The sequence below is a fragment of the Paraburkholderia caffeinilytica genome (assembly GCF_003368325.1).
Lineage (GTDB): Bacteria > Pseudomonadota > Gammaproteobacteria > Burkholderiales > Burkholderiaceae > Paraburkholderia > Paraburkholderia caffeinilytica.
The window spans coordinates 3,473,340-3,495,251 of record NZ_CP031466.1 but is presented as its reverse complement, the minus strand read 5'-3'; the positions used below and the strand labels follow the sequence as shown (position 1 = coordinate 3,495,251).

Sequence of the window (21,912 nt, the reverse complement as noted above, 5' to 3'; positions counted from 1 at the left end):
GCCGGGCAGCATGCGTCGCGAATACTTCGGAGGGGCGTTACTTTCATTTAGTCCGCTTATGCCGGGAGCATTAATTACCATTTCCCGAAGCGAATAGCGGCAGATAGCGGAAAATATTTCGCTCGCCTTTAAAAAGCAGGTGTTCAGTAAATCCCTACAGAGACGCCATCATAACTTCCCAATTTTCAATTGCAATATGTTCAGTACTTTTTTAATTTGTTTATCTATTCAGCCGACAGCGGCTCACTGCCTCGGCAAGCCGCGCGCAAGCCCTGTAAGCCTTGATCGGCAGGAGTCAAGCCGAGCCGAACGGGTCCGCCATGTCTGAATTGGCAGCCAATCGAGACATAGCGCCGACCACCTATTTATATCTGAATGTGGCGTTTATGGATCAGTATTGTCTTATTCAGACATGAGCCGCTTATGGGCCGATATTTATAACGAATACTTCATCGTATGCGAGTTGCTTATTTTCGCAAATCCAAGTGTCGCAAAAGGCTCAATAATCATTCACTTCTGCTGTCGCGAAGGAACAGAAGATGTCGCCGATGCGATTACGCCCGAACACACGAATACGGCTACCGCGTCATCTGCAGATCCGCGATCGTCGCGGCAAGAAAACGCGCCGCCTCGCCGCCCGTGACGACCCGATGGTCGAATGTCAGACTCAGCGGCAAGATTCGATGGACGGCGGGAACGCCGGCTGCCGCAACGACCTGCTCGTGAATGCGCCCGGCGCCGAGAATCGCGACAGTGGGTGGCACAACAATGGGCGCCGCATATTTACCGGCGATCATGCCGAAGTTCGATAGCGTGATCGTGTTGCCGCGCAGCTCTTCCGGCGGGATCTTGCGTGCCCGGATGTCGGCGCGCATCCGGTCGAGCCCGCCGCGCAGGTCCGCTGCGTCGCGATGCGCGACGTCGCGCAACACCGGCACGAAGAGGCCATCCGGCAGATCGACGGCAATGCCAAGATCGATCTTCCCCAGCACGTGGCGCCGCCCCGTGTGTCCTTCAAACCACGCGTTGAGTCCCGGTTCGGCGCGGCATCCGGCCACTAGCGCGCGGATCAGCCGGATCGTGACATCGGTATGGGGCGGCCATGCATGTATGTCGGCATCGTCGATGACGGTTGCGGCGGCCACTTCGCTCTGGGCGCGCGCCATGTTCTGCGCCATCGCGCGCCGCACGCCGCGCAGCACTTCGGGTGGCCCGAGCTCGGCAAGGACCTTCGCGACGCGCTGCACGTCTGCCGCCGTAACGACACCTTCCGGCCCCGAGGGCGTCACCATCGCCAGGTCGACATCCAGCTTGCGCGCGAGCGCTCGCGCCGCTGGGATCGCCTTGATCACGCCGGCGCCGGCACCCGCGCCGATGCCGCCGCCGGGCGCCGCCGGCGCTTCCTGCACCACATGCTGACCCACCTCCATGTGGCCGACCACGGTGCCGGCATCGGCTTCGTCGCCCTCTCCTTCGAATGCGACAAGCGGCGCGCCCAGATGCACGACGTCGCCCGGCTGGCCGAACAGCTTCGCGATGCGGCCGGATTGAGGCGACGGAATCTCGACGATCGCTTTCGCCGTTTCGACCGACAGGAGCGGCTGATCCGCGCGAACCTCTTCGCCGCTCCCGACGTGCCACTCGACGATCTCCGCTTCCTGCAAGCCTTCGCCGAGATCAGGCAGTTTGAAGACTTTCATGGCTTCACGACGCCTCCAGAGTCTGCCTGACCGCAGCAACGATGCGCTCCGTGCCTGGCATGTATTGATTCTCAAGTCTGTACAACGGCACCACCACGTCGTAGCCGGTGACACGCTGCACCGGCGCCAACAGCGAATACAGTCCACGCTCGGCGATATTGGCGGCAATCTCCGCGCCAACCCCTCCGGTGCGCGAGCCCTCGTGCACGATCACGCAACGCCCGGTTTTCGCCACCGAAGCAAGAATGGTGTTCATGTCGAGCGGCTTGAGCGTCGCCACATCGATCACCTCGGCCATCACGCCTTCCTGCGCGAGCAGATCGGCCGCGGCCTGAATGTCCTGCACCGCGCCGCCCCAACTCACCAGCGTGACGTCCGACCCATCGCGCAGCGTGAAGCAGCTGTCGAGCGGCAACGCTTCGCCGCTATCCTCCACCGGCTGCCTGAAGAGCCGGTACAGTCGCGTCGGCTCGAGGAAGATCACCGGGTCCGGATCGCGGATCGACGCGAGCAGCAAGCCGTACGCGCGTGCCGGCGATGACGGTGTCACGACACGCAATCCAGGGATGTGGGTGAACAACGCTTCAGGGCTTTCGGAATGATGCTCCGGTGCGTGAATCCCAGCACCGCACGGCGCACGGATCACTAGCGGACACGTCAGCCGTCCGCGTGTTCGATGCCGCAGACGCGACGCGTGATTCAGAATGTGGTCGATGGCCGGATAGATGAACCCGCTGAACTGGATCTCCACGACGGGCTTCAGGCCCATCGCCGCCATGCCGATCGCGGTGCCGGCGATCGCCGTTTCGGCCAGTGGCGTATCGAGCACACGCTGCGCACCGAATCGGCCCTGCAACCCGACCGTCGCGCGAAACACGCCGCCGTTCACGCCGATGTCCTCACCGAGCAGCAGGACGGCAGGGTCGTGCGCCAATTCGTAGGCGAGCGCCTGATTGAGGGCTTCGACCATGTTGAGGTCAGCCATGGCGGTTCCCCGCGGCAGGCGCGAAACGTTGTGCCATCGCGAGTTGCTCACGCATCGCTTGCGGCAAGGTTTCGTACAGGTGATCGAACATGGCGGAGATGTCCGGCGCCGGTACCGCCAGATAAGCTTCGACGGCCTGCTCGACCTGGGCAAGACACGCGCGGCCGAATTGCTCGTCCTGCGCCTTGTCCCAGACGTTCATGCGCATCAGGTAGGTGCGCAACCGCAGCAGCGGCTCGTATTCCCATTGCTTGCTGAGCACCTCGGAGTCGCGATAGCGCGTCGCGTCATCGGCTGTCGTGTGATCGCCAAGGCGATAGCTGAGCGCTTCGATCAACGTCGGGCCATCGCCGCGGCGAGCTTTCGCGAGCGCCGCGTAGACCACCTGATGCACCGCGATCACATCGTTGCCGTCGACCTGCACTCCGTCGATTCCCGCAGCGATCGCTTTTTGCGCGAGCGTTTGCGCAGCGCTCTGGCGGTTGCGCGGCACCGAGATCGCCCACTGGTTGTTATTGACCACGAGGACAAGCGGCGCCTGCCACACGCCGGCCATGTTCATTGCCTCGTAGAAGTCGCCCTTGGACGTGCCGCCGTCGCCGAATATCGCCACCGCGACGCGCGCTTCGTGACGCAGCAGGAATGCGTAGGCCGCGCCGGCGGCATGGCATACCTGTGTGCCGATCGGCACACAGTTCGGGAAATCGTAGCGGGGTCCGCTGAAGTCGCTGCCGCGTTCGTCGCCGCCCCAATACAGCAGACTTTCCGTCATCGTGACGCCGCGCAGCAATTGCGCGGCATGATCGCGATACGAAGGAAACAGCACGTCGCCAGGCTGCATTGCACTGGCGACGCCAACGCCGATCGCCTCCTGGCCGACCGACGACGCGAAGGTGCCGAGCTTGCCGGTACGCTGCAGCGCAACCGCCTTCGTGTCGAACGCCCGTGTCAGCACCATCGCGCGATAGAGCGGAATCAGCGCCGCTGGGTCCCGTGCAAACGCAGGCAACGGCTGGACAGGCTCGCCGTCGGGGCCAAGGTATTGCGTGTAGCCGATATGAAAACTGGCAGCCGTGGTCATGACCGCGCTCCATGTTCATTCAGATATCGTATACGCGCCGGAGTTCGCACGCACGAGCGCTACCGCACGAACACGGCTGCCTTGCGCACTCGAACCACAACGCGTGCGAACCGAATCGAATGCCTGGTTATCGCGATGCACCATCGGATGAGCAAAGCCAGGCTGGGGAGCACCGGCTGCCTGTCGTCACCTGACCCGAACGAAGCCCGCGGACACGTCGCAGAAAATGGGCCGCACTAAGACATTCCCGGATCCGCACCCTCCACCGAAAGAGGGTAGTCAGAAGCCACGTCCTATCGTATGCAATAAGTCGCCGACAGATTCGTGCGCGTTAACGGCGTTGATCAGGTCAGCGAGGAACCAGGGCAGATTCAATTGCGTATCGGGATCACTGACACCCACGCTGAGAACCGGTTGCCTCGACGCAGAATCGGCGCGCGTCGCACCGTGGTTAGCGCACGGCATGCATCTATCCGTGTCGGCCGGAACAGGCTGGACGGTCTGCTTGCTGGCGGGCGGCCACGTCGAGGAACAGCCGGCAGCGAGCACGATAAGGGCGGCGAGGGCAGCGGTGGAGCAAAAGGACTTCATGAGGTGACCTCCAGCCACGTTACTTCGACAGGATGGCATCGGAATACCGCCACACTTGTTACTCCCAATGTTCCATTTCCGGTACCACACTACCTCAAGGCCTACAACGACCGATAAGCAGCGAATGGCGTCGCGCTTCAACCAGGAGGCGCGGCAAGTCGCCCAACTTAGGAGATTGCAAAAGCCATGACTACCTCAACCGAGAACGGACGGAACGGCGGACAACCTGCCATGCGCACACCACCTGTCGTGTCGCCGCAGGCGTGGGAGGCCGCCCGCGAACAACTGCTCGTGAAGGAAAAGGCCCAGACCCGCGCCCGTGACGCCCTGGCCGCCGAACGCCGGCGCATGCCGTGGATGGCCGTGGAGACGGCCTACGTGTTCGACGGGCCTGCGGGCAAGGCCAGCCTGCTCGACCTGTTCGACGGCCGGCGTCAGCTGATCGTCTACCGCGCATTCTTCGAGCCGGGCGTGTTCGGCTGGCCCGACCAGGCCTGCCGGGGCTGCTCCATGGTGGCCGACCAGGTCGCCCACGTCGCCCACCTGAACGCCCGTGACACCACCCTCGTTTTCGTTTCGCGTGCGCCTCAGGCGGACATCGCGCGGCTGAAGGCGCGGATGGGCTGGGAGATGCCATGGTTCACCCTCACGGACAGCTTCGACGCCGACTTCGGCGTGGGCGAATGGCACGGCACAAACGTGTTCTACCGCGACGGTGACCGGGTGTACCGCACCTACTTCATCAACAACCGTGGCGACGAGCAGATGGGGGGCACCTGGAACTACCTCGACATCACGCCGCTGGGCCGGCAGGAGGTCTGGGAAGACTCGCCGGAGGGCTATCCTCAGACCCCAACCTACAAGTGGTGGAACTGGCACGACAGCTACGTCGCAGACGCGGCGCCCGACAAGAAGTGGGTCGAGGTGTCCGACGCCGGAGAGGCGGCGTTCCGGGACCAGCAGACAAGCACGAAGCCGTGAGTCATGGCCTGTTCAGGCCCTCTGCAAAATGTCCATCGCCTGTTCGGCATCGCCCAACGAGTCGACCGCGAGATAGGCAATGAACTGTGTGCCGAGCACCGCGGCGGAAACGCCGCGGAGGTTGATCCCCCCGTCGGCCAGCATCTGGGTCAATTGGGCAATGATTCCCAACTGGTCCAAACCCATTACACGGACGGAGTGGAGGCTCGGGGTGACGGTGAAGCCCACCTGAGTCGCGGCCTGGATCTCCCGTTCCCCTTGCAACGGCGCGACAAACACGACCCCCTTGCCCGATGCTTCCGGCGTGCGACGCGCGACGACGAACTGCAGGTCTGCGCCCGCATCCCGCAAAGCGCTTAATACGCGTGCAAGCCCGCCCGGTTCGTCCTCGATGGTAGCGGCCCAAACATCGACGCGTTCTACGTTCAGTTCCATGGCAGTTCCTCCCGCCCGAAGCATCTCCTAGTAAAAATCTACTTCACGGACGGCGCGCGAGCAAGGCTGGCAGCGTATGCGGCACACAGGAATACCCGGAGTCCCCGGGCCGGACCTTCGCGAATCGCGGCGACTCAGGCGCATCGTCAATTCACGCTGAACGGCGACACGACTATTGTCTTCGTCGCACTCACGCCAGTCCCGCTCGACGCAGGCGGCGTCCACCGATAGAGCACGATGCTCGAATCGTTGTAGTTGTCCTTCGTTATTTCATATTCGCCGGTCGAACGCCGATAGGCCCGAAGTCCGTACATGGAGTCCACGTCGTTGCCCACGTCGACTGAGTTCGGATTGCTATTGACGAACGTAGTGTCGAGCTTCCCCGTCGTGAGGTTGAAAGCATCGATATTCGGCACGGTATGGACGTAACCCACAAACAGATAATTCCCCGCGGCCACAATCGATTTGGGATTGGCGCTGGTGAGGTTGATCACCGGGTTCGGCGTGGTCCGGTTGCCGGCCAGCCAGCCGTGATACACCTCGACACGCGATCCGACCGCGGTCCAGTCCGTACTGCTGGTGATCCCTGTGAGAATCATCGTGTCGCTTTCGGGCAGGTAGACGATCCGCGTCAGTTGCGAGATCGTCGCGGGAATCGGCACCGTGACCGCGGCACTCCATAGCGGTTTGCCGCTCGCATCGAAACCGGTCAGCGGATAGTGTGAAATCGTGCCGGTCTTGTCGAGGCCCGCCCAGATATCGCCGTTACTATCGAGGCAGAAGCCGTTGCGGACTTTTGCCGTCGTACCGAAGGACGCTCCCGGCAACGTGCTATCGGGAATCGCAATGTACCCGCTCGCCCGGTTGAAGTGGAAAAAGTAGAAGGTATCGGGATTCTGGCTCGCTGCAACGAGTATCCGGTGTCCGCCCACGCTGGCGAGCTGGGCGAAATGTTCGCCGCGTTCGTGGTCGGCGAGATTGATGCGCGGATCGGACGGGTACGTGATCGGATCGATCGTGTTGGCGATGAACGTGCCACCCACGGTGCCCGAATAGATATTCATACCACCGTAGAAGATCGCTCCGTCGGTGGCCGGGTCCGGTGCGGCGTTGCCTTCAAAGTTCACCGACTGGAGCTGCCAGCGCAGAACCCCCGCGCCGTCGTACGCGTGGATGTCGGTGCCGCCGTTGCGGCCCAGGTCCCACGACCCGCCCCACGGGTTGTTCAGAACATAGAGGTTGCGTGCGGAATCCCTGCCGATGCCGGTGACGCGCGTAAAGCGCCTGTCGCCCACTTGCCCCTTGATGCCGGTGACCGTATTGAGGAAGCCGCCTTGAACACCAAACGTACCCACGGCATAAGGCGCACCGGACACGTCATAGATCTTGATGTTCATGTCCGGACCCTCGTCGCCGATCCATAGCTGCCCACTGGACGCGTCAAAATACAGCGAGGAGGGTTGCGCTTTGGCCGCCAACTGGATGGTGTTTCGGTGTTCGCCGGTCGGGCTGAACTGGATCACCGCGCCCATGCTTTGTTGCGCGACCCAGATGTTGCCGCCCGCGTCCACCGAGAGCGCGCCCGGCCCTGACACGCCGATGTCACGCACCCAGACTCCGGACGTCGTGAACACCCGCACGCGGTTGCCCGGGAAATCGCTCGCGTAGAGCAGCGAGCCGGACGTCGCGAGTCCGGTGACGACGTCCGCGAGGCGTTCGGTGGTCGTGTCGCTTACCGTGATCAGCAGGTCGCGAGTGCGGCTTGTCCGGTCGTATCGACCCACCTTGCCGCTTCCATACGCGGCGTTGAATTGCAGCGCAGCGAACAGCGAGGTCGAGTTGCCGGTGATCGCGCCGCCCTGAAACTCGGCGTGCGCCCCGATCGATCCGATGTTCCGTCCGTTCTGATAGATCGCGATGCCGCCTTCGCCTTCGTCCCACATCGATGCGGTATAGATGACCCCTTCCGGCGCCACCCACATCGAGCGGGCCACATTGCCCACCCGAGTCGTGGCCGTGCCATGGGTGTTGGCGATCCAGCCGGTGGAATATTGCGCTTCGCATACGGACGCAGCCGCTGCGTTTAGCATGACCGCGACGAATGCGGCACAGAGTCCTTTGAAAAACATAGGGGATATTTCTCCGATCGCACGCCGTGTTGTATAGGCGTCCATAGTGCGGTGTTGCCAATCCTGATTAACTTGCAGTCCGAACCCTGATGATTTGAGTCCGTGCGTCGCGAAACGGGCGACATGGCGCGTCGAATCGGTCTGGGATATCGTCTGAGTTAACGGCGGTGCGCGGCGCGGGTTGAGCGATTTTTCAATTGGACCAAGATGACGGGGTTACGAGCGGGAGACTTGCTGATCGCTATCGGTCGGGCGTTCGTTCGTTCGGTAAATTTAGGGCGCTGTAACGACCACTCGATTGCTTCGGATGCACGGCACGCTACGCGCTACAAGAAACAGCCTGCTTTTTGCACGTCTATCGCAAGAATGTCAGCGAGTGGCTTACCGCTCGCTCTTTTTCGCCTGTGCAGCGACCATCCAACAGATCACCGCACCCGCAGCCCAACCGCATGCGAACATCAGTTCAAGATCTAGCAAGCCCTGAAAATTCTCGGCATTTTCATAGCTGCATGTCTGATGCGTTTGGAACTGAATGCAACCAGTCTGCACGTCTTGAAAAAAGACAAACAATTTATACAGACCCAACGCTGTAACCGCCGAGGCAAGAAGAGCGCATTTCTTCGATTTGTTCATCGCACGTTCCGGTGGTTCTTTCCAGGACGATATCAATTGACGACGATCGCCACCGTGAGGACGGTAACAGAATTCATGAATGGCGATGCAACAAATGGACGGTTTAAACCGAGGCCGTGCAATTCCTCCGGCGATGCCAGCCGCGCGGCGACAATCTCACGATTATCAAGCCGCGGCTCGGGTATGCGATCGAGGTGCAGTTCAAACCAATGCTGCCGGTCTCTTCGCCGCTGCATCAGGTGTCTCACCGGGCCGGGCACTGCCGCCGGGGCCTTTCACTCGGCCCGGTACGATGACTTCACAAGCAACAGCGTCCGCCTGGCGTAGATTGCTACTGGCGCGCCCTCATGGCGAGGCCGTCGAAGGTCTAGCAGGCGCGAGCGCGCCGGAATCCGAGGCGAAGCGCCATGTGCCAGACAGAGTCGATAAGCATAAAGAGGTATACGAGGCTCGAAACTCGCCGAACGGCGATCGGCAGCAGGCGACCCGGAACGGCCACTTGGCTTTCCCGCTAACGGACAATCTGAGAGCGAGGAATTCCAATGCTTCGCAGAAATGGCCGGCCGTTTTACCTGCTCGATATACCGACACTGGGTCGAGCTGCGGACATCGCGGACATACTTGCAGCCGCCCCCATATTTACTCGGTGCGGACGTGTCGTCCCTTCAATACCCTTGTGCTGGATAGGAGAATGGTTGAAGTCCACGAATGGCAGGATCGACACGTACGCCAGATTCAAGCTCTGCCAGATAGCGCCGAACCTTGCTGAGAGGATGGTCGGGAAACTGGGCGTCAAACTTCTGATCATCGGCCTGATTGCGCATGAACTCAGCGCGATAGCCCGGGTCGTAGGGGTCCTGAGCCCATCCGATTAACTCACCTGTTACTTCGTCGATCTCTGGTGGCCCCATCAGAACCATAATGGCAGCTTCGCGCATACCGGTGACGCCCTGCTCGACGCTTTGTACCTTGATAACGTAAGAGCGGTCGGCAAAGGGCAGAGTGTAGGAGCCGACAAAGGCGAAACCACGTATCTGGTCCATTCGCGCCTTGAACAGCGTGCGCACGGCGCTCAATGCGGTCAGTTGTGCCAGCTCAGTCTCGACCAAGGCGAGACCGGCAGCCTCGGTTGTGCGACGGTAAAACGCACGCAGCGCATCAACGTCGTCGATTGGAGCCCCAATGTCGGGCACGGCCATAAAGAAGTTGATCGTCAGCACATCGCCCACCGCGTTGCGGAAAACGGCGACGTGCTCATCTTCCTGCTGCAAGGCCCATTGTGCCGGAAGTTCAAACTGTCGGCTCAGCCTTGGGGCGACTGCGGCGTGCTGAACCGAGCGGGTTGACGGTTCCTGACGCTTGCGTCCTAGCAGCGCGTCAACCAGAGATCGGAACGTCATGCTGCTGCTCCTAAGCGGCACGTCGGGTTCCAAATCTTTCGTAGGGCGACGATGCGGACAGGGCCAAGTTTGCAGCAAATTTGGTGCTTGACCCCGCCGTAGGTTTCGTCGATGACGCCGCTTGGCATGAGTGCCGGTAACCAGTTCATCCTTGACCCCGTTGTACACAAATGTTGTGAAAGTTTTTTCCTTGTGCAAGGCCGACCAGCTTTCCCCCGCGCAAGCTTCTACGAATTGTGGCGCGCAAATTGCCCGCACGTTCCTCTCCCGTCAACGCGAAGCTCTGCCATCGGCCTTCTTTCGAGACACCGCGAGGTAGCCTCACCCGCCCCCCGAATTGTCGACGATCGGTGCCTCCGTGTCGAACGGCAGAAAGTGGCCGGTCACGGTCCGATGGTGAATTTCCGTAGCCGACCCACAAGGGACGGTCGGTCGTGCCCGAAGCGGCCGTTCAATTGAGTTCGCTCGTTATTGTTAAACGATGGCTTCGCCGGTCGTGTATTCAAGCCGATAAGTGGTCCGATTGAAATCGACTACCTCGATGCAGTCGGACAGCAAACTGAATCCTTCGGAAAAAACATCGGCGCCGGATGCCGACCAGATCACATCGCCTTGCGGTGTTAGGCGCACAATTTCCAGTTCCCCGTGTGAAATGAGCGCGGCCCGCTTGCCTTCCCAGAAAATACCAAAGCACGTCGCGGTGTCGACCTGCGTTGCCCAGACCAACCGATGGGGAAAATCCAAGGACAGGCAAACGACGTGATCACCAACAGCCAAGTACAGCTTGTCCTTGATCGCCACCGCCGAATGCTCATGCACCGCGGAGCATCCCCCGCTGGCACCGACGACCACAACCCCGAGTCCGTTCAGCTCAACTGCGTGGACCGACGTCAGCGTGCCGTCCGAAAGACGTACTTCAAGCGGATACGTTCGCACATTGTCGTGTGATCCGAACGAGTAGGCTGCCTCATTTACGATTCTCACCGGGCCAGATTGTGTGTGTATTTGCATGCGCACGTTCAACGATTGTTTGTTGGCGGGGGCCTAACTCAACGACTGGTCTTCAGTGCACCGTCGACTGGCAGGCTGTTGGCCTGCCCTGTCGAACGCCTGGCTCGTCGTCATGACAAAACCCGCGCGAACTGCTGGGCTAATCGCTCATTCCTATCGCTGTTCAGAGTTAAACAAAAAAGATTGGTCGCCAGCCGACGACGCCCAGTTCGCGAGTTCAGAACCAAGCCGATTGATTGTTGCAGGCTCAAGCTCAACAGCGAACCGAGATCGGGCGCCTACAAGACGCGTACCATTTCTTTGACACTCGACCTCGAGTGCCGAATGTCCAACCCCGTCAAAAACGAACGCGCGCAGAACCAGCCAGCTATATGAATTCGGAGCATTCGAGCCGTTCTCAAAAACCACTTCGTCTGTCGATGACCGAGGAAATTCATGCAGGGTACGACCGAACGTTTCTATCGTTTCTGGATAGTCGTAGAAATTGACTTCCGCTGCAAAGCCAGAGCCCTGCATGGAAAATCGAAGTTCCAACATGCCGTCGTGATCACGCCATAGCGGCTCAAGGGTAAGTAGCATTCCAACTCCGAACTCATCTTTCCGGGGTGTTTGACCACCTTTTACCATAATCGGCAGGGGACCCAAACATCGAGATTGTTGACGATCTAGCCGGCGACAGCGACTGTCCCTTCATGGCCGAATGTGACCAGCGGCAACTTCAATATTCGAAGGTCGTGGAGTAACGCCCATCACTTCCGAGCTTGAAACGGCAACTGGTGAAGAGGCCTTTGTCTACAGCACTCACCAATCGAGCTAATTCGTGGAAAAAAAGCGCAAGTCGGGGCACACCAGACAAATGCCCTATTTTGCCGTCGTGGGTGCGAGTATAAGAAACGACTGCGTCGACACGGTCGCCGTCAAGCTTGACCTCGGCCACGATCGATACCCACGATTCTCGGCAAGCTGCTGTAAGCGCATGAGCTATAGCTTGCTGGCATTCAACTTGGTCCTTGAACATTCGGCTATCCCATGTAAGTCCAGAGTTACATTGTCGACGATCCGAGTGGTAGTGTCGAAGGTCCGCTCATGGCCGAAAGGAGAAGTCAATCGCCAGCAGCTCACCCGCGAGCACCCTTTCGCGGCGTGTCCAGGAAGCTGACAAGTCGACCTTAGAGAACCTGCCAAGCCATCGAAAGCAACACGTAAACTTAACCCGATCCGTCTGGGATTCGGTAGACACCCTTGGCAGTAGGAGCGGAACACGTTAACGCAGCGAGTTCCCACGCCATCATTTCATCGCACTGGAAGGTCAAGTAGGTCGACTGACAACGATCGACACCTCGATGTCGACCGGCTCAGCACGCCCCATCCGCATCACTCCGCCGCGACGCACGAACAAACCGGTTCACGGCAACCGCGCAAAACCGGTCAATTTAAGCTTCCGCACCAATACGACGCGTCCAGATTAAGTGTATTCCCGCATGCCCGCCAGTTTCTGGTGACGGCCTCGCGGCGGCACGCCCAATATCTTTCCCAAGCAAGCCGAAGTCAAGATATGAGCCTGAATGCCGATATACTCGCTGTGCGTTTGCGATTATGGCAACTTCCTCAGCAGAAAATACCCCGCCGCCAGGTGCTTCCAGGCTGTCCACGGAGAATAGTTTGATTTTGAATAGGCCGTCCATCATCTGGCGCGCGATAACCTTCGTGGTGATCGTGTGCCTGTCGCTCGTTGCACTTGATGGCTGGCGGAGTTGGACTGCACGGGCAGTCGAGTTGGGAGAAATGGATGTCGCCACCTCGAACCTCTCACGGGCAATGGCCGAACAGGCCGACGACACATTTAAGGAAGCAGACACCGCATTGCTGGGTATCGTCGAGCGCGTGCAGCACGACGGAACCGGCCCGGCCGCGCTTAAACGACTGCATGACGCTCTGGTGATGCACCAGCAGGAGCTTCCCCAGCTTGCCGGTCTTTTTGTGTATGACGAAAACGGAATCTGGATCGTCAACTCCACGTCGGCGCCACTCAATCGATTCAACAACGCGGACCGCGAATATTTTATCTTTCATCGACATAACGCTGATCCTGGTCCGCACATTGGCGTCCCGGTAATCAGCCGATCAAGTGGAAAATGGGTTATTCCCGTTTCCAGGAGAATCAATAAACCGGACGGCAGTTTCGGCGGCGTTGCGCTGGCCACCATCGATATTGATTTCTTCAAGGCTTTCTACGATAGCCTTCAGATTGGCAACGCGGGCGCTGTTGCCCTCGTGCTGAATAGCGGCGTGATGCTGATCCGCCGGCCGTTCGATGTCAAAGTGATCGGCAAAGACATGCGGAGCACCGAGCTGTACCGCTACTACACGACGCAGGGTCCGGCCGGAGCGGCCTTCATCAAGTCGGCGCAGGATGGCGTTACGCGGTTGAACAATTATCGTGGCCTCCGGCACTATCCGGTCTTTGTAGCCGCTGCGTTGTCCAAGGATGAGATTTTGCATGAGTGGTGGAACGACACCATCTGGCATTCCGTCGGCGTGCTTTGCCTTGTCATTGTGGTGGGCCTATTCGGCTGGCATCTGATCCGCCAGATCAGATTGCGAACGACTGCCGAGGCGGAGCTGACATTGACGCACGCGTCTCTTGAACAGCTCAATCAGACCCTTGAACGACTCGCCATGCAGGACGGCCTCACGGGGCTCGCGAATCGCCGCCAATTCGATATCACGTTGCATAACGAATTCAGTCGTGCCACGCGTCACGCGAGTGCTCTTGCACTGATCATGCTGGATGTCGACTGCTTCAAGCAATACAACGACATCTACGGGCACGCAGCGGGCGACGACTGCCTGCGAACGATTAGCCATCTCATCAGGAACCTGACCGCCGGACGTCCGGGAGATCTTGTCGCCCGCTATGGGGGAGAGGAGATTGCCGTGCTGCTTCCGAATACCGATGTAGCCAGTGCCGTGGCAATCGCGGACACTATCCGCAGCGCTATTCGCGATCTGGAAATTGAACACTCGGGCAATCCCACTGGCTTCGTCACGATAAGCGCAGGTGTTGACGCGCGAATCCCGATTCGTGGCGTAGACGAACCTACGGCGCTGATACTGGCTGCCGACAAGGCACTGTATGAGGCAAAGAGCGAAGGACGAAATCGAGTACTCGCCGCGAGAGGTAACGTACCCTCTTCGATTGCGGCTTCACACCGCGACTGAGCGCACCAAGCCCGTTGCGTCTCACTACCGCCCTTGCGACAACAACAGCCTTAGCAGGACACTCGACGTTTGACGTGAGAGGCGGCCGAGCCTCGCGAGTCCGTTCGATGGAAGAGTCAGGCCTCGGGTCGGTGGCAAACCACTTCGACGTTGTGCCCGTCCGGACCAATGACAAAGGCTGCATAGTAGTTCGCGTGGTAGCGCGGGCGCAGACCAGGCGCACCATTGTCCTTGCCACCCGCCTCCAGAGCCGCGCGATAGAAAGCGTCGACTTGCTGGCGATTCTCCGCCGTGAACGCCAGGTGAAGATGCGCCGGCTTCTCCTCGGTCTGGTACAGGCACAATGAAGCCTTACCCGGCGGGCTAAGCTCGACACCGTAGGTTGGCGCCCCCTCTCCGACAACCGCTACGCCGAGCGGTTCGAGTGCCTTGAGGAAGAACGCTTTGCTCGCTGCATAATCGCTGACTCCGAATTTGACGTGGTCGAACATGCGTTCTCCTGAGGTGTGCGGGCCTGCGCGAGACCCAACATGATTGAGAGATCACCGCGATGTTGCCACAGCTTGAGCAGACCGTGAATTGGTGCTGCTTACCTCAATGCGCGCTACAACGCGTCGAGGGGAATCTTCAGATAACGCGTCCCGTTTTCGTCGGGTTCGGGCAATGAGCCTGCACGAATGTTGACCTGAACAGCCGGAAGAATCAGCGTAGGCATATCGAGCGTCCGGTCGCGTGCGGTGCGCATCGCGACGAACGTCTCCTCGGCGTTCCCGTCATGCAGATGAATATTGCCCTTGCGCTGTTCGGCCACGGTGGTTTTCCACTGTGGTTGACGCGACGGCGGGGGATAGTCGTGGCACATATAGAGCCGGGTCTCGTCAGGTAGCGACAGCAGTTTGCGCGCTGAGCGAAACAGCGCATGCGCATCGCCACCTGGAAAATCGCAACGCGCGCTACCTACGTCCGGCATGAACATCGTGTCGCCGACAAAAACCGCGTCTCCGATCTGGTACGCCATGTCAGCCGGCGTATGTCCGGGAACGTGTATGGCGTGCGCACTCAGCGCGCCAATCTGAAACGTCTCGCCGGCCGCGAACAGATGATCGAATTGCAGGCCATCACCCGGTACATCGTCACCCAGGTTAAAGACGCGCTTGAACACGCCCTGCACCACACGAATGCTTTCGCCGATGGCAATCCTGCCGCCCAGGCGCGCCTTCAGATATTGCGCGGCCGACAGATGGTCTGCGTGGGCATGCGTTTCCAGCAGCCATTCGACATGCAAGCCATGCGCCAGCACAAATTCCACGACCTTGTCGGCCGATTGAGTCGAGGTACGCCCAGCCTTCGGGTCGTAGTCAAGCACCGAATCGATCACGGCACACGCAGAGCCATCGCCGGCGTGAACGACATAGGTGACAGTGCAGGTGGTTCGATCAAAGAACGCTTCTACCAGCGGTTTCATCGTGTGCCTCGGTCGATATGTTGAAAAACAATATATATTTTTATATAATGATGGTCAACATAGTGTTCGGCAGAAGGACCTTGATCGATGAACACGCCGCTATCTCCTGCCGCGCTCGACGCGCTGCGGCAATCCGCGACGAAGTGCTGCGCCCTTCTCAAAGCCATGGCGCAGGAAGACCGTCTGCTGCTGCTGTGCCAGCTGATCGAGGGCGAACATAACGTCGGAGAACTGGAAGCGGCAGTCGGCCTTCAGCAGCCGAGCCTGTCACAACATCTTGGCGTGCTGCGCGAGGAAGGTCTCGTCAGTGCGCGGCGCGAGGGAAAGTACATGTACTACAGCCTCGCGAGCGCCGAAGTCTTGAGCATTATGCAGACCTTGTCGAAGCTCTATTGCGGCGAAGTCAAAGGGCGCCTGAAATGAACATCGACTTCGCCCACTTCACGCCATTTCCCGCGCTTGCCGGCGGCTTGTTGATCGGCTTCGCGGCGGCGCTACTCGTGCTCGGAAACGGCCGCATCGCCGGCATCAGCGGGATTCTTGGTGGCCTGCTCGACACGACATCCGGCGATCGCGCCTGGCGCGCTGCATTCGTGCTCGGACTATTCGCCGCGCCCTGGCTGTTCAAGCTTTCCACGGCACTGCCGGCCGTCACGATTGTGTCATCGCCGCCTGTGCTCGTTGTGGCCGGCCTGCTTGTTGGCATCGGCACCCGCTACGCGTCCGGTTGCACCAGCGGCCACGGCGTATGCGGCCTCTCGCGCGGTTCGGTCCGCTCGCTTGCGGCCACCGCCACCTTCATGGCCGTTGGCTTTTTTACCGTTTTCGTTACGCGCCATCTGCTGGGGCTTTGACATGCTAATCCTCAACGCGCTGCTGGCCGGGCTGATATTCGGCACAGGATTGATCGTTTCCGGCATGGCCAACCCGGCGAAAGTGCTTGGCTTTCTCGATATCGCCGGCAAGTGGGACCCGTCATTGGCGTTCGTCATGACTGGTGCAATCGCCATCGGCGGCATCGGCTTCGCGATTGCGCGCAGGCTCAAGCGCAGCCTGTTCGACGCGCCCATGTCGCTGCCCACCGCAACCCGCATTGACCGCCGCCTGCTTGCGGGCAGCGCCATGTTCGGTGCCGGCTGGGGCCTGGCAGGTTTCTGCCCGGGACCGGCCCTCGTGAGCGCCGGCAGCGGCGAGTTTAAAGCGATGCTGTTCGTCATCGCCATGCTCGTTGGTATGAAAATTTTCTCTCTGGCCGAGCAGCGCTCTACCCAAACCAACTAACGCTCACCTCGTCCACCTTCGCGCGTGCGTCCGAACAATAAGTCGAATGCAAGACGTTACGGCAGCCATCGCTTCGGACAAGGTTGGCCGACGTCGCGAACGCGGCTAACAGGCCCTTCCTGATTGGTTAGAACGACCAATGCGTCGGACCTCGCCTGCGATCAATCTGATCATTAAGCCGGGCGATCGAATTGGCGAGAAACTCGACTCTCGCATCCAGACGGGAAAGGAACAGCGTCACGATGAGAATCGCGAACGCAAACGGAATGACGGCGGCAGCGAGCCATTGAGGCTTGACGCCGTTCGCGGCGCCGCACACCGACCCAACCGGGAAATTGGCCGCGGCCATACCGGTGTAATGCATGCCTGCGATGGCAATGCCCATGACACAGGCCGCACCAATGCGCTTGGGCATCACATGGCTCTGATCGGCGCCGCGGAGTGTATGCGCAACCCACAGCGCCGCAGTGGACGCGACGATTGCAATGACAATTGACCCGGCAAAAAGAGTTGGCTCGTACTGAATCGCGGGGTTCATCAGCATCGCGGCCATCCCCATGTAATGCATGCTGCTGATACCCAAACCCATCAAGACCCCACCTGCGAGCAAATGGAGCAGCTTCAGACGCTCCCGCGTGACGACGTGCAACGCAAACCACGAGACGAGTATCGCGATGATCAGCGAGTAGCAGGTAACGCCGGAATCGTAGCCAATCGGGATGCTCAGGGAAAACGAGAGCATTCCGATGAAGTGCATTGACCAGATGCCGACGCCCATCGCCAACGCGCCGGCCGCCAGCCATAGGTGTCGGGCACGAGCGTAAGCCAGTATGGAAAGCCGGTCTGCGAGATCGATTGCCGTGAAGGAAGCCAGTGTCGCGACGACAACGGAAATGGCGACTAACGCGAGGTTGTAGTTAGATTGCATAAGTCGGCGGCCCTTTCACAAAAGCTCGATTAGTGGTTATAGCAGCCTCGCACGGCCTCTCCGCCGACGAAGAACTGAGCACGACAAATCGCACTGACCTGTGCGGTTATGAATTCATTCCGAGCCTCTTCCCCCGCCGAATCGCGGCCGCGATATCGATGATGTTTCTACTTCTGCTCAAGCCGCTTTGGATGAATCGAAAATGCCGTCTGTGTAACTGGCTGCGAATGCAATACAGATTACGGTATAGCAACGCCGAGTATAGGGCAAGTTGATTGGGCGCTCGTTGAGTAAGGTCTCCAGAGTCGGGCGCTACGTTTGTGCGGCGTATCCGGCATCGCGGTGCGGTGCCGATGCACAAAGCATGGAGTTCCCGTGGCCCTTAGAGCGGTAATCTGCATCACGCGATCCATCTCAGCCGCGTGGATCGGAAACAGGTCAACGCCCGTCTCGGGTTTGAAGTGAGCATGCAGACGGTACTTCGTCTTATCGACTAATCGGCGTGACGACATGAAGTATTATTTCCACGGCATCGAAGCACCGTTTTGACAACGGATGCTTCGCTACATTCGACGTTCTCTGGTTGTGAATATGAACCGCGTGTCGACGTAAAGGAGATGTGTAAATGGAGACAATCGCGCCGGCGCAAACCGCGCTTGTCGTCATGCATTATCAGACCGACATTCTCGGGCTCTTTCCATCGGTCGCGCCGGCCTTGCTCGCCAATACGCGCAAGCTATGCGACGCGGCGCGGGCCAAAGGCGTCGGCGTCTATTTCGCCAACCTCCGGTTCAGTCCGGGCTATCCGGAAGTCAGCCCATTGAACAAGAATGGGCAGGGCATCAAGCAACTTGGCCTCTTCGTCGACGACAGGACCTCGCCGGAATTAGGTCAGCAGGCCAATGAACCGCTCATCGTCGCGCATCGCGCCAGCGTATTCTTCGGCACCGATCTGCAGGCGCGACTGTTGGCACAAGGTGTCGATTCGCTGATTATGGTCGGCATTGCGTCAACCGGCGTCGTGCTGTCGTCGGTCGCGTATGCGAGTGACGCGGACTTCCGCCTGTATACGGTCAAGGATTGCTGCTATGACCCGGATCAGGTGGTGCATGAACATCTGTTCTCTACCGCGTTCGATTCGCGCACCACAGTGCTGTCGCTCGCGGATGCCTTGTTGCTGCTCGCCTAGATGTTTGACGTCTGCTCTCGAGCAAGCTCGGGCGAGTCGCGTGACCAATAGTGCGCTGATGGAACAGACCGCGATTGAGCGCCTGACGCGCACTCGCAATGGCGACTGATCGCGAGAATCAATCCACTGTCGGCGATAACATCGCCTGAGAGGCGAGTCGTAGTTGGCGTTCCAACGATTCGGACGCGCCGCGCTACCACTCGCCCGCCTCTCTCGACCGCCTGGTGTGGCGCAAACATCCGATCCCAGCTTCGGCGAATGCGCGCTATCCATCCGTCTCGAAGGTATTGAGTTGGCGCAGGGTAGCGCTCTTCATGGTCGAAATTCGTTGAAGGCCGCCAGCGTATACGGGATGCCTGATGCAAACCATAAAATGTTTTAACTTTCACTGATCGCTGTTCTCGCGCAGCATGCACTCAGATTCCGTGAAGACACAACGACTTTTGTGAGACCGTTTGCGCGCCCCCGCAGGTCTCTCGTTGGTGCGATTTCCATTTGACCGACCAATAGCGCTTCATTGCCGACGCACATGCAAGCGATGAAGTGATTCGACTGCGTCATTCAGCGCGCCGCTCGCGCGACGAATTCCAAAACCGGAGATGGAGACGTGTGCCCCATGACGACGTTGAGACGCCGATAGTCGATCGAAATGCCTGAGCGGTCGGGTTGGGTCGGCACATCGCTACCGCGGAAATATCCCGCTGCCTTGAGCGCGCGGATTGCCCCATTTTGCGCGCGAGTTACCCGCAATCCGAAACATCGGACATTTGCGTTGGATACCGAGCGTCATCATCGATTGACTGAGTGACTGATTGGATAAGACCCCGCCGGACGGAGGCGGTCCGCGTAGCAGCACATAGGGAAGGTGGCGAGTAGCTCGAATCGACTGATTCTGCACGTGATTCTCATCGGATCGAAATAGAGGTTTGGGCTGCGATATCTATTTTCCTTATTCATTAGCATTATTAATTAATATTGGAGGAGATGATGAGAATAAGGAATCTGAAGCCGCGTCATGCGGCGGCTTCGCTATGCCTGTTTGCAGCTGGCAGTGTGACCTGTTCGGGAGGAGCATTCGCTCAGGCAACGGCGAAGGATGACGACAAACAAGAGATCCAGTTGTTGAAACAGCAAATGGAAGCGCTCAATAAAAAGCTCGACGCACTGATGGCAAAGCAAGCCCAGCCAGCGAACAGTCAGCAAGCGGTCAGTCCAGCTGTCGCAAGCACAAACGCAGGTACAGGTACTGGTTCAGGTACAAACGCAAACACGGGTACAACCGCCGGCGCGCAAAAAACATCGGATGCCGATACCTCCGGGTGGGGCGCCGGCATGCCGCCCAAGCTCAAGTCGTTGCTGGCCGCGCTGGGCGACATGGAGTTCTACGGCAATCTCGATCTTTCCGTGGACTACGCGACCAAGGGCCTCAAAGACTCGTACGTCGCACCAGGCGGGACCGTCGTCTCGCCAAGAGGGCATATGGGCTGGCAACCCGACGTCTCATCCAATCTTTCCTATATCGGCGTTCGCGGCAAGCGGCCATTCGGTTCCGACGCCAGCCTGGCGTTCGTCTATCAACTGGAAACCCAACTGGACATTTCGGCGACCTCAGGGTCCTCCAATTCGAACTCCTCTCAGGATTCGACCGTCAAGGGCGCCCTGACGTCGCGCAACAGCTTTATTGGCGTAGCATCGCCCACCTGGGGCGCGTTGAAGATCGGCAAGACCGATGCGCCTTACAAAACGTCGACTGCACGCATGAATCCGTTTTCCGGCACGCTCGGCGATTACTCCGTCATCATGGGCAACACGGGTGGCGACAATCGCGTCGAATTCGGTACGCGGCTGGATCATGCGATCTGGTATGAGTCGCCCAGTTTCCATGGCTGGTCGCTCAACGCACTGGTTTCGCCTGGGCAAAATCGCGGTTACGAAAATTCGGTGCAGGCTTCGGGTGAGTCGAGTTGCACGGGCGGCAATGTCCCCGGGAGTGGTGGAACGCCAATCGCGTGTAACGACGGCAGCTACGGGTCGGCCTACAGCGCGAACCTCGCCTATAGCAACGGCCCGCTGTACTTTACGACCGCCTATGAGCTGCACCTCGGCGTGAATCGCTCAAGCGATGTCATGAACACGCCTGCTGCGCTGGCTTCGCCTGATGGAACGGACCCCAACGATATCGGCAACGAATGGGCATTCAAGGTCGGTGCGCAATATAAATTGCCCACCCTCACCACGGTGAGCGCAATTTATGAAGTGATGCGCAGAAAGATTCCGGCCTACCTGCAAACACAGAACGAGCGGAGCCGTAACGGCTTCTGGCTCGCCCTAACGCAGGAAATCACCCCCAACGACAGCGTGAGCGTCGGTTGGGCGCACGCCAATCGCACGCCGGGTGACCCGGGGCAACACAACACGGCTCCAGCCGACCCGAATGCTATTGGTAGCCCGAATCCTTCCAATGGCGCCAATATGCTCACTGCAATGTATAAGCATGCGATCGACAAACATGCGACTGTGTATGCCGACTATGCCATGGTCATCAATCAGGCAGCGGCGCACTATGCGCTGGGCGCAGGCGGGCGAAGCGTCACCGTCGATTGTCATGACGGCAGCTCGATCTCGCAGGGTGCGCCGTTTTGCTACGCAGGCGGCAGAGAAATGGGTTTCTCCGTCGGGCTGAACTACAAGTTCTGAAAGCGCTGCCAACCAGGCGGAGGCGGAGGCGTCAGCAGTCGGGAGCGTGTCCGGGGTACTCAGGATTCGTCTTCCATCGCTGCGGCATCGCCGCTTTCCGCCGACACACACCAGACAAACGGGAAACTCGACCAGAACTGCCTCAAAGACGCGCTCGCGGATGCGACGCACGCGGCGACTGCAA

Annotated in this window: 21 protein-coding genes and 1 pseudogene; 7 read left to right on the top strand and 15 right to left on the bottom strand. The window is 59.5% G+C overall.

Annotation, left to right across the window (positions count from 1 at the left end; all coding sequences use genetic code 11):
- Positions 1–578 precede the first annotated feature (578 nt).
- From DSC91_RS15355 to DSC91_RS15340, 4 genes are all read right to left on the bottom strand, one after another.
- A complete protein-coding gene (locus DSC91_RS15355) occupies positions 579–1,700 on the bottom strand; it encodes a dihydrolipoamide acetyltransferase family protein (RefSeq protein WP_115779512.1) in 1,122 nt (373 codons plus the stop codon).
- Positions 1,701–1,704: 4 nt separating this feature from the next.
- Positions 1,705–2,685, bottom strand: coding sequence for an alpha-ketoacid dehydrogenase subunit beta (locus DSC91_RS15350; RefSeq protein ID WP_115779511.1), 981 nt, complete (start codon positions 2,683–2,685; stop codon positions 1,705–1,707).
- On the bottom strand, positions 2,678–3,766 hold the full coding sequence (pdhA, locus tag DSC91_RS15345; RefSeq protein WP_115779510.1) for a pyruvate dehydrogenase (acetyl-transferring) E1 component subunit alpha: 1,089 nt from the start codon (positions 3,764–3,766) through the stop codon (positions 2,678–2,680). Before pdhA ends, DSC91_RS15350 begins: the two co-directional genes overlap by 8 nt.
- Before the next feature lie 279 nt (positions 3,767–4,045).
- A complete protein-coding gene (locus DSC91_RS15340) occupies positions 4,046–4,357 on the bottom strand; it encodes a hypothetical protein (RefSeq protein WP_115779509.1) in 312 nt (103 codons plus the stop codon).
- 186 nt (positions 4,358–4,543) lie between these two features.
- On the opposite strand from DSC91_RS15340, the gene DSC91_RS15335 reads away from it, so the two are divergent.
- Entirely contained in the window at positions 4,544–5,338 is a 795-nt protein-coding gene (locus DSC91_RS15335; RefSeq protein ID WP_115779508.1) for a DUF899 domain-containing protein, read from the top strand.
- A gap of 12 nt (positions 5,339–5,350) precedes the next feature.
- Here DSC91_RS15335 and DSC91_RS15330 read toward each other — a convergent pair whose 3' ends face one another.
- The 8 genes and pseudogenes from DSC91_RS15330 to DSC91_RS37500 all read right to left on the bottom strand — a co-directional run bounded on the left by DSC91_RS15330 (position 5,351) and on the right by DSC91_RS37500 (position 11,964).
- On the bottom strand, positions 5,351–5,773 hold the full coding sequence (locus tag DSC91_RS15330) for an ACT domain-containing protein (RefSeq protein WP_115779507.1): 423 nt from the start codon (positions 5,771–5,773) through the stop codon (positions 5,351–5,353).
- 146 nt (positions 5,774–5,919) lie between these two features.
- Positions 5,920–7,902: an SMP-30/gluconolactonase/LRE family protein gene (locus DSC91_RS15325; protein WP_115779506.1), complete on the bottom strand. Its 1,983-nt coding sequence runs from the start codon at positions 7,900–7,902 to the stop codon at positions 5,920–5,922.
- Positions 7,903–8,283: 381 nt separating this feature from the next.
- Positions 8,284–8,535, bottom strand: a complete 252-nt coding sequence (locus tag DSC91_RS15320) for a hypothetical protein (protein WP_115779505.1) — start codon at positions 8,533–8,535, stop codon at positions 8,284–8,286.
- A 32-nt stretch (positions 8,536–8,567) separates the two neighbouring features.
- A pseudogene (locus DSC91_RS38660) lies at positions 8,568–8,968 on the bottom strand (NUDIX hydrolase).
- Positions 8,969–9,200: 232 nt separating this feature from the next.
- Entirely contained in the window at positions 9,201–9,935 is a 735-nt protein-coding gene (locus DSC91_RS15310; protein ID WP_115779504.1) for a hypothetical protein, read from the bottom strand.
- A gap of 474 nt (positions 9,936–10,409) precedes the next feature.
- A complete protein-coding gene (locus tag DSC91_RS15305; protein WP_244218017.1) occupies positions 10,410–10,871 on the bottom strand; it encodes a hypothetical protein in 462 nt (153 codons plus the stop codon).
- A 228-nt stretch (positions 10,872–11,099) separates the two neighbouring features.
- On the bottom strand, positions 11,100–11,525 hold the full coding sequence (locus DSC91_RS37505; protein WP_162831403.1) for a hypothetical protein: 426 nt from the start codon (positions 11,523–11,525) through the stop codon (positions 11,100–11,102).
- Between the two features lie 139 nt (positions 11,526–11,664).
- Positions 11,665–11,964, bottom strand: coding sequence for a hypothetical protein (locus DSC91_RS37500; RefSeq protein ID WP_162831402.1), 300 nt, complete (start codon positions 11,962–11,964; stop codon positions 11,665–11,667).
- A gap of 644 nt (positions 11,965–12,608) precedes the next feature.
- Here DSC91_RS37500 and DSC91_RS15300 point away from each other — a divergent pair.
- On the top strand, positions 12,609–14,168 hold the full coding sequence (locus DSC91_RS15300; protein WP_308422878.1) for a sensor domain-containing diguanylate cyclase: 1,560 nt from the start codon (positions 12,609–12,611) through the stop codon (positions 14,166–14,168).
- Between the two features lie 116 nt (positions 14,169–14,284).
- Here the strand turns inward: DSC91_RS15300 and DSC91_RS15295 are convergent, their stop codons facing one another.
- The gene (locus DSC91_RS15295; RefSeq protein ID WP_115779502.1) at positions 14,285–14,659 is read right to left on the bottom strand and encodes a VOC family protein; all 375 of its coding nucleotides are present in this window, start codon (positions 14,657–14,659) and stop codon (positions 14,285–14,287) included.
- Between the two features lie 113 nt (positions 14,660–14,772).
- Positions 14,773–15,633: an MBL fold metallo-hydrolase gene (locus DSC91_RS15290; protein WP_115779501.1), complete on the bottom strand. Its 861-nt coding sequence runs from the start codon at positions 15,631–15,633 to the stop codon at positions 14,773–14,775.
- Between the two features lie 87 nt (positions 15,634–15,720).
- Between DSC91_RS15290 and DSC91_RS15285 the strand changes: the two genes are divergently transcribed.
- The 3 genes from DSC91_RS15285 to DSC91_RS15275 are packed head-to-tail and all read left to right on the top strand — an operon-like array spanning position 15,721 to position 16,914.
- Positions 15,721–16,056: an ArsR/SmtB family transcription factor gene (locus tag DSC91_RS15285; protein WP_115779500.1), complete on the top strand. Its 336-nt coding sequence runs from the start codon at positions 15,721–15,723 to the stop codon at positions 16,054–16,056.
- Positions 16,053–16,487 (top strand): YeeE/YedE family protein, encoded by a 435-nt coding sequence (locus DSC91_RS15280; RefSeq protein ID WP_115779499.1) that lies wholly within the window; start codon positions 16,053–16,055, stop codon positions 16,485–16,487. The genes DSC91_RS15285 and DSC91_RS15280 overlap by 4 nt, the downstream gene beginning before the upstream one ends.
- Position 16,488: 1 nt before the next feature.
- Positions 16,489–16,914, top strand: a complete 426-nt coding sequence (locus tag DSC91_RS15275; RefSeq protein WP_115779498.1) for a YeeE/YedE family protein — start codon at positions 16,489–16,491, stop codon at positions 16,912–16,914.
- Between the two features lie 127 nt (positions 16,915–17,041).
- Here the strand turns inward: DSC91_RS15275 and DSC91_RS15270 are convergent, their stop codons facing one another.
- Positions 17,042–17,692 (bottom strand): MHYT domain-containing protein, encoded by a 651-nt coding sequence (locus DSC91_RS15270; protein ID WP_308422877.1) that lies wholly within the window; start codon positions 17,690–17,692, stop codon positions 17,042–17,044.
- Positions 17,693–18,467: 775 nt separating this feature from the next.
- Between DSC91_RS15270 and DSC91_RS15265 the strand changes: the two genes are divergently transcribed.
- Positions 18,468–19,031, top strand: a complete 564-nt coding sequence (locus tag DSC91_RS15265) for a cysteine hydrolase family protein (RefSeq protein WP_115779496.1) — start codon at positions 18,468–18,470, stop codon at positions 19,029–19,031.
- 984 nt (positions 19,032–20,015) lie between these two features.
- Positions 20,016–21,728, top strand: a complete 1,713-nt coding sequence (locus tag DSC91_RS15260) for a porin (protein ID WP_229758348.1) — start codon at positions 20,016–20,018, stop codon at positions 21,726–21,728.
- The last annotated feature ends 184 nt before the right edge of the window (positions 21,729–21,912 follow it).

Bases quoted from the DNA above. Each gene is read 5' to 3' on its own strand.
- DSC91_RS15355 (WP_115779512.1), bottom strand. From the start codon at position 1,700: ATGAAAGTCTTCAAACTGCCTGATCTCGGCGAAGGCTTGCAGGAAGCG.
- DSC91_RS15350 (WP_115779511.1), bottom strand. From the start codon at position 2,685: ATGGCTGACCTCAACATGGTCGAAGCCCTCAATCAGGCGCTCGCCTAC.
- pdhA (WP_115779510.1), bottom strand. From the start codon at position 3,766: ATGACCACGGCTGCCAGTTTTCATATCGGCTACACGCAATACCTTGGC.
- DSC91_RS15340 (WP_115779509.1), bottom strand. From the start codon at position 4,357: ATGAAGTCCTTTTGCTCCACCGCTGCCCTCGCCGCCCTTATCGTGCTC.
- DSC91_RS15335 (WP_115779508.1), top strand. From the start codon at position 4,544: ATGACTACCTCAACCGAGAACGGACGGAACGGCGGACAACCTGCCATG.
- DSC91_RS15330 (WP_115779507.1), bottom strand. From the start codon at position 5,773: ATGGAACTGAACGTAGAACGCGTCGATGTTTGGGCCGCTACCATCGAG.
- DSC91_RS15325 (WP_115779506.1), bottom strand. From the start codon at position 7,902: ATGTTTTTCAAAGGACTCTGTGCCGCATTCGTCGCGGTCATGCTAAAC.
- DSC91_RS15320 (WP_115779505.1), bottom strand. From the start codon at position 8,535: ATGAACAAATCGAAGAAATGCGCTCTTCTTGCCTCGGCGGTTACAGCG.
- DSC91_RS15310 (WP_115779504.1), bottom strand. From the start codon at position 9,935: ATGACGTTCCGATCTCTGGTTGACGCGCTGCTAGGACGCAAGCGTCAG.
- DSC91_RS37505 (WP_162831403.1), bottom strand. From the start codon at position 11,525: ATGCTACTTACCCTTGAGCCGCTATGGCGTGATCACGACGGCATGTTG.
- DSC91_RS37500 (WP_162831402.1), bottom strand. From the start codon at position 11,964: ATGTTCAAGGACCAAGTTGAATGCCAGCAAGCTATAGCTCATGCGCTT.
- DSC91_RS15295 (WP_115779502.1), bottom strand. From the start codon at position 14,659: ATGTTCGACCACGTCAAATTCGGAGTCAGCGATTATGCAGCGAGCAAA.
- DSC91_RS15290 (WP_115779501.1), bottom strand. From the start codon at position 15,633: ATGAAACCGCTGGTAGAAGCGTTCTTTGATCGAACCACCTGCACTGTC.
- DSC91_RS15285 (WP_115779500.1), top strand. From the start codon at position 15,721: ATGAACACGCCGCTATCTCCTGCCGCGCTCGACGCGCTGCGGCAATCC.
- DSC91_RS15280 (WP_115779499.1), top strand. From the start codon at position 16,053: ATGAACATCGACTTCGCCCACTTCACGCCATTTCCCGCGCTTGCCGGC.
- DSC91_RS15275 (WP_115779498.1), top strand. From the start codon at position 16,489: ATGCTAATCCTCAACGCGCTGCTGGCCGGGCTGATATTCGGCACAGGA.
- DSC91_RS15270 (WP_308422877.1), bottom strand. From the start codon at position 17,692: ATGGGCGTCGGCATCTGGTCAATGCACTTCATCGGAATGCTCTCGTTT.
- DSC91_RS15265 (WP_115779496.1), top strand. From the start codon at position 18,468: ATGGAGACAATCGCGCCGGCGCAAACCGCGCTTGTCGTCATGCATTAT.
- DSC91_RS15260 (WP_229758348.1), top strand. From the start codon at position 20,016: ATGATGAGAATAAGGAATCTGAAGCCGCGTCATGCGGCGGCTTCGCTA.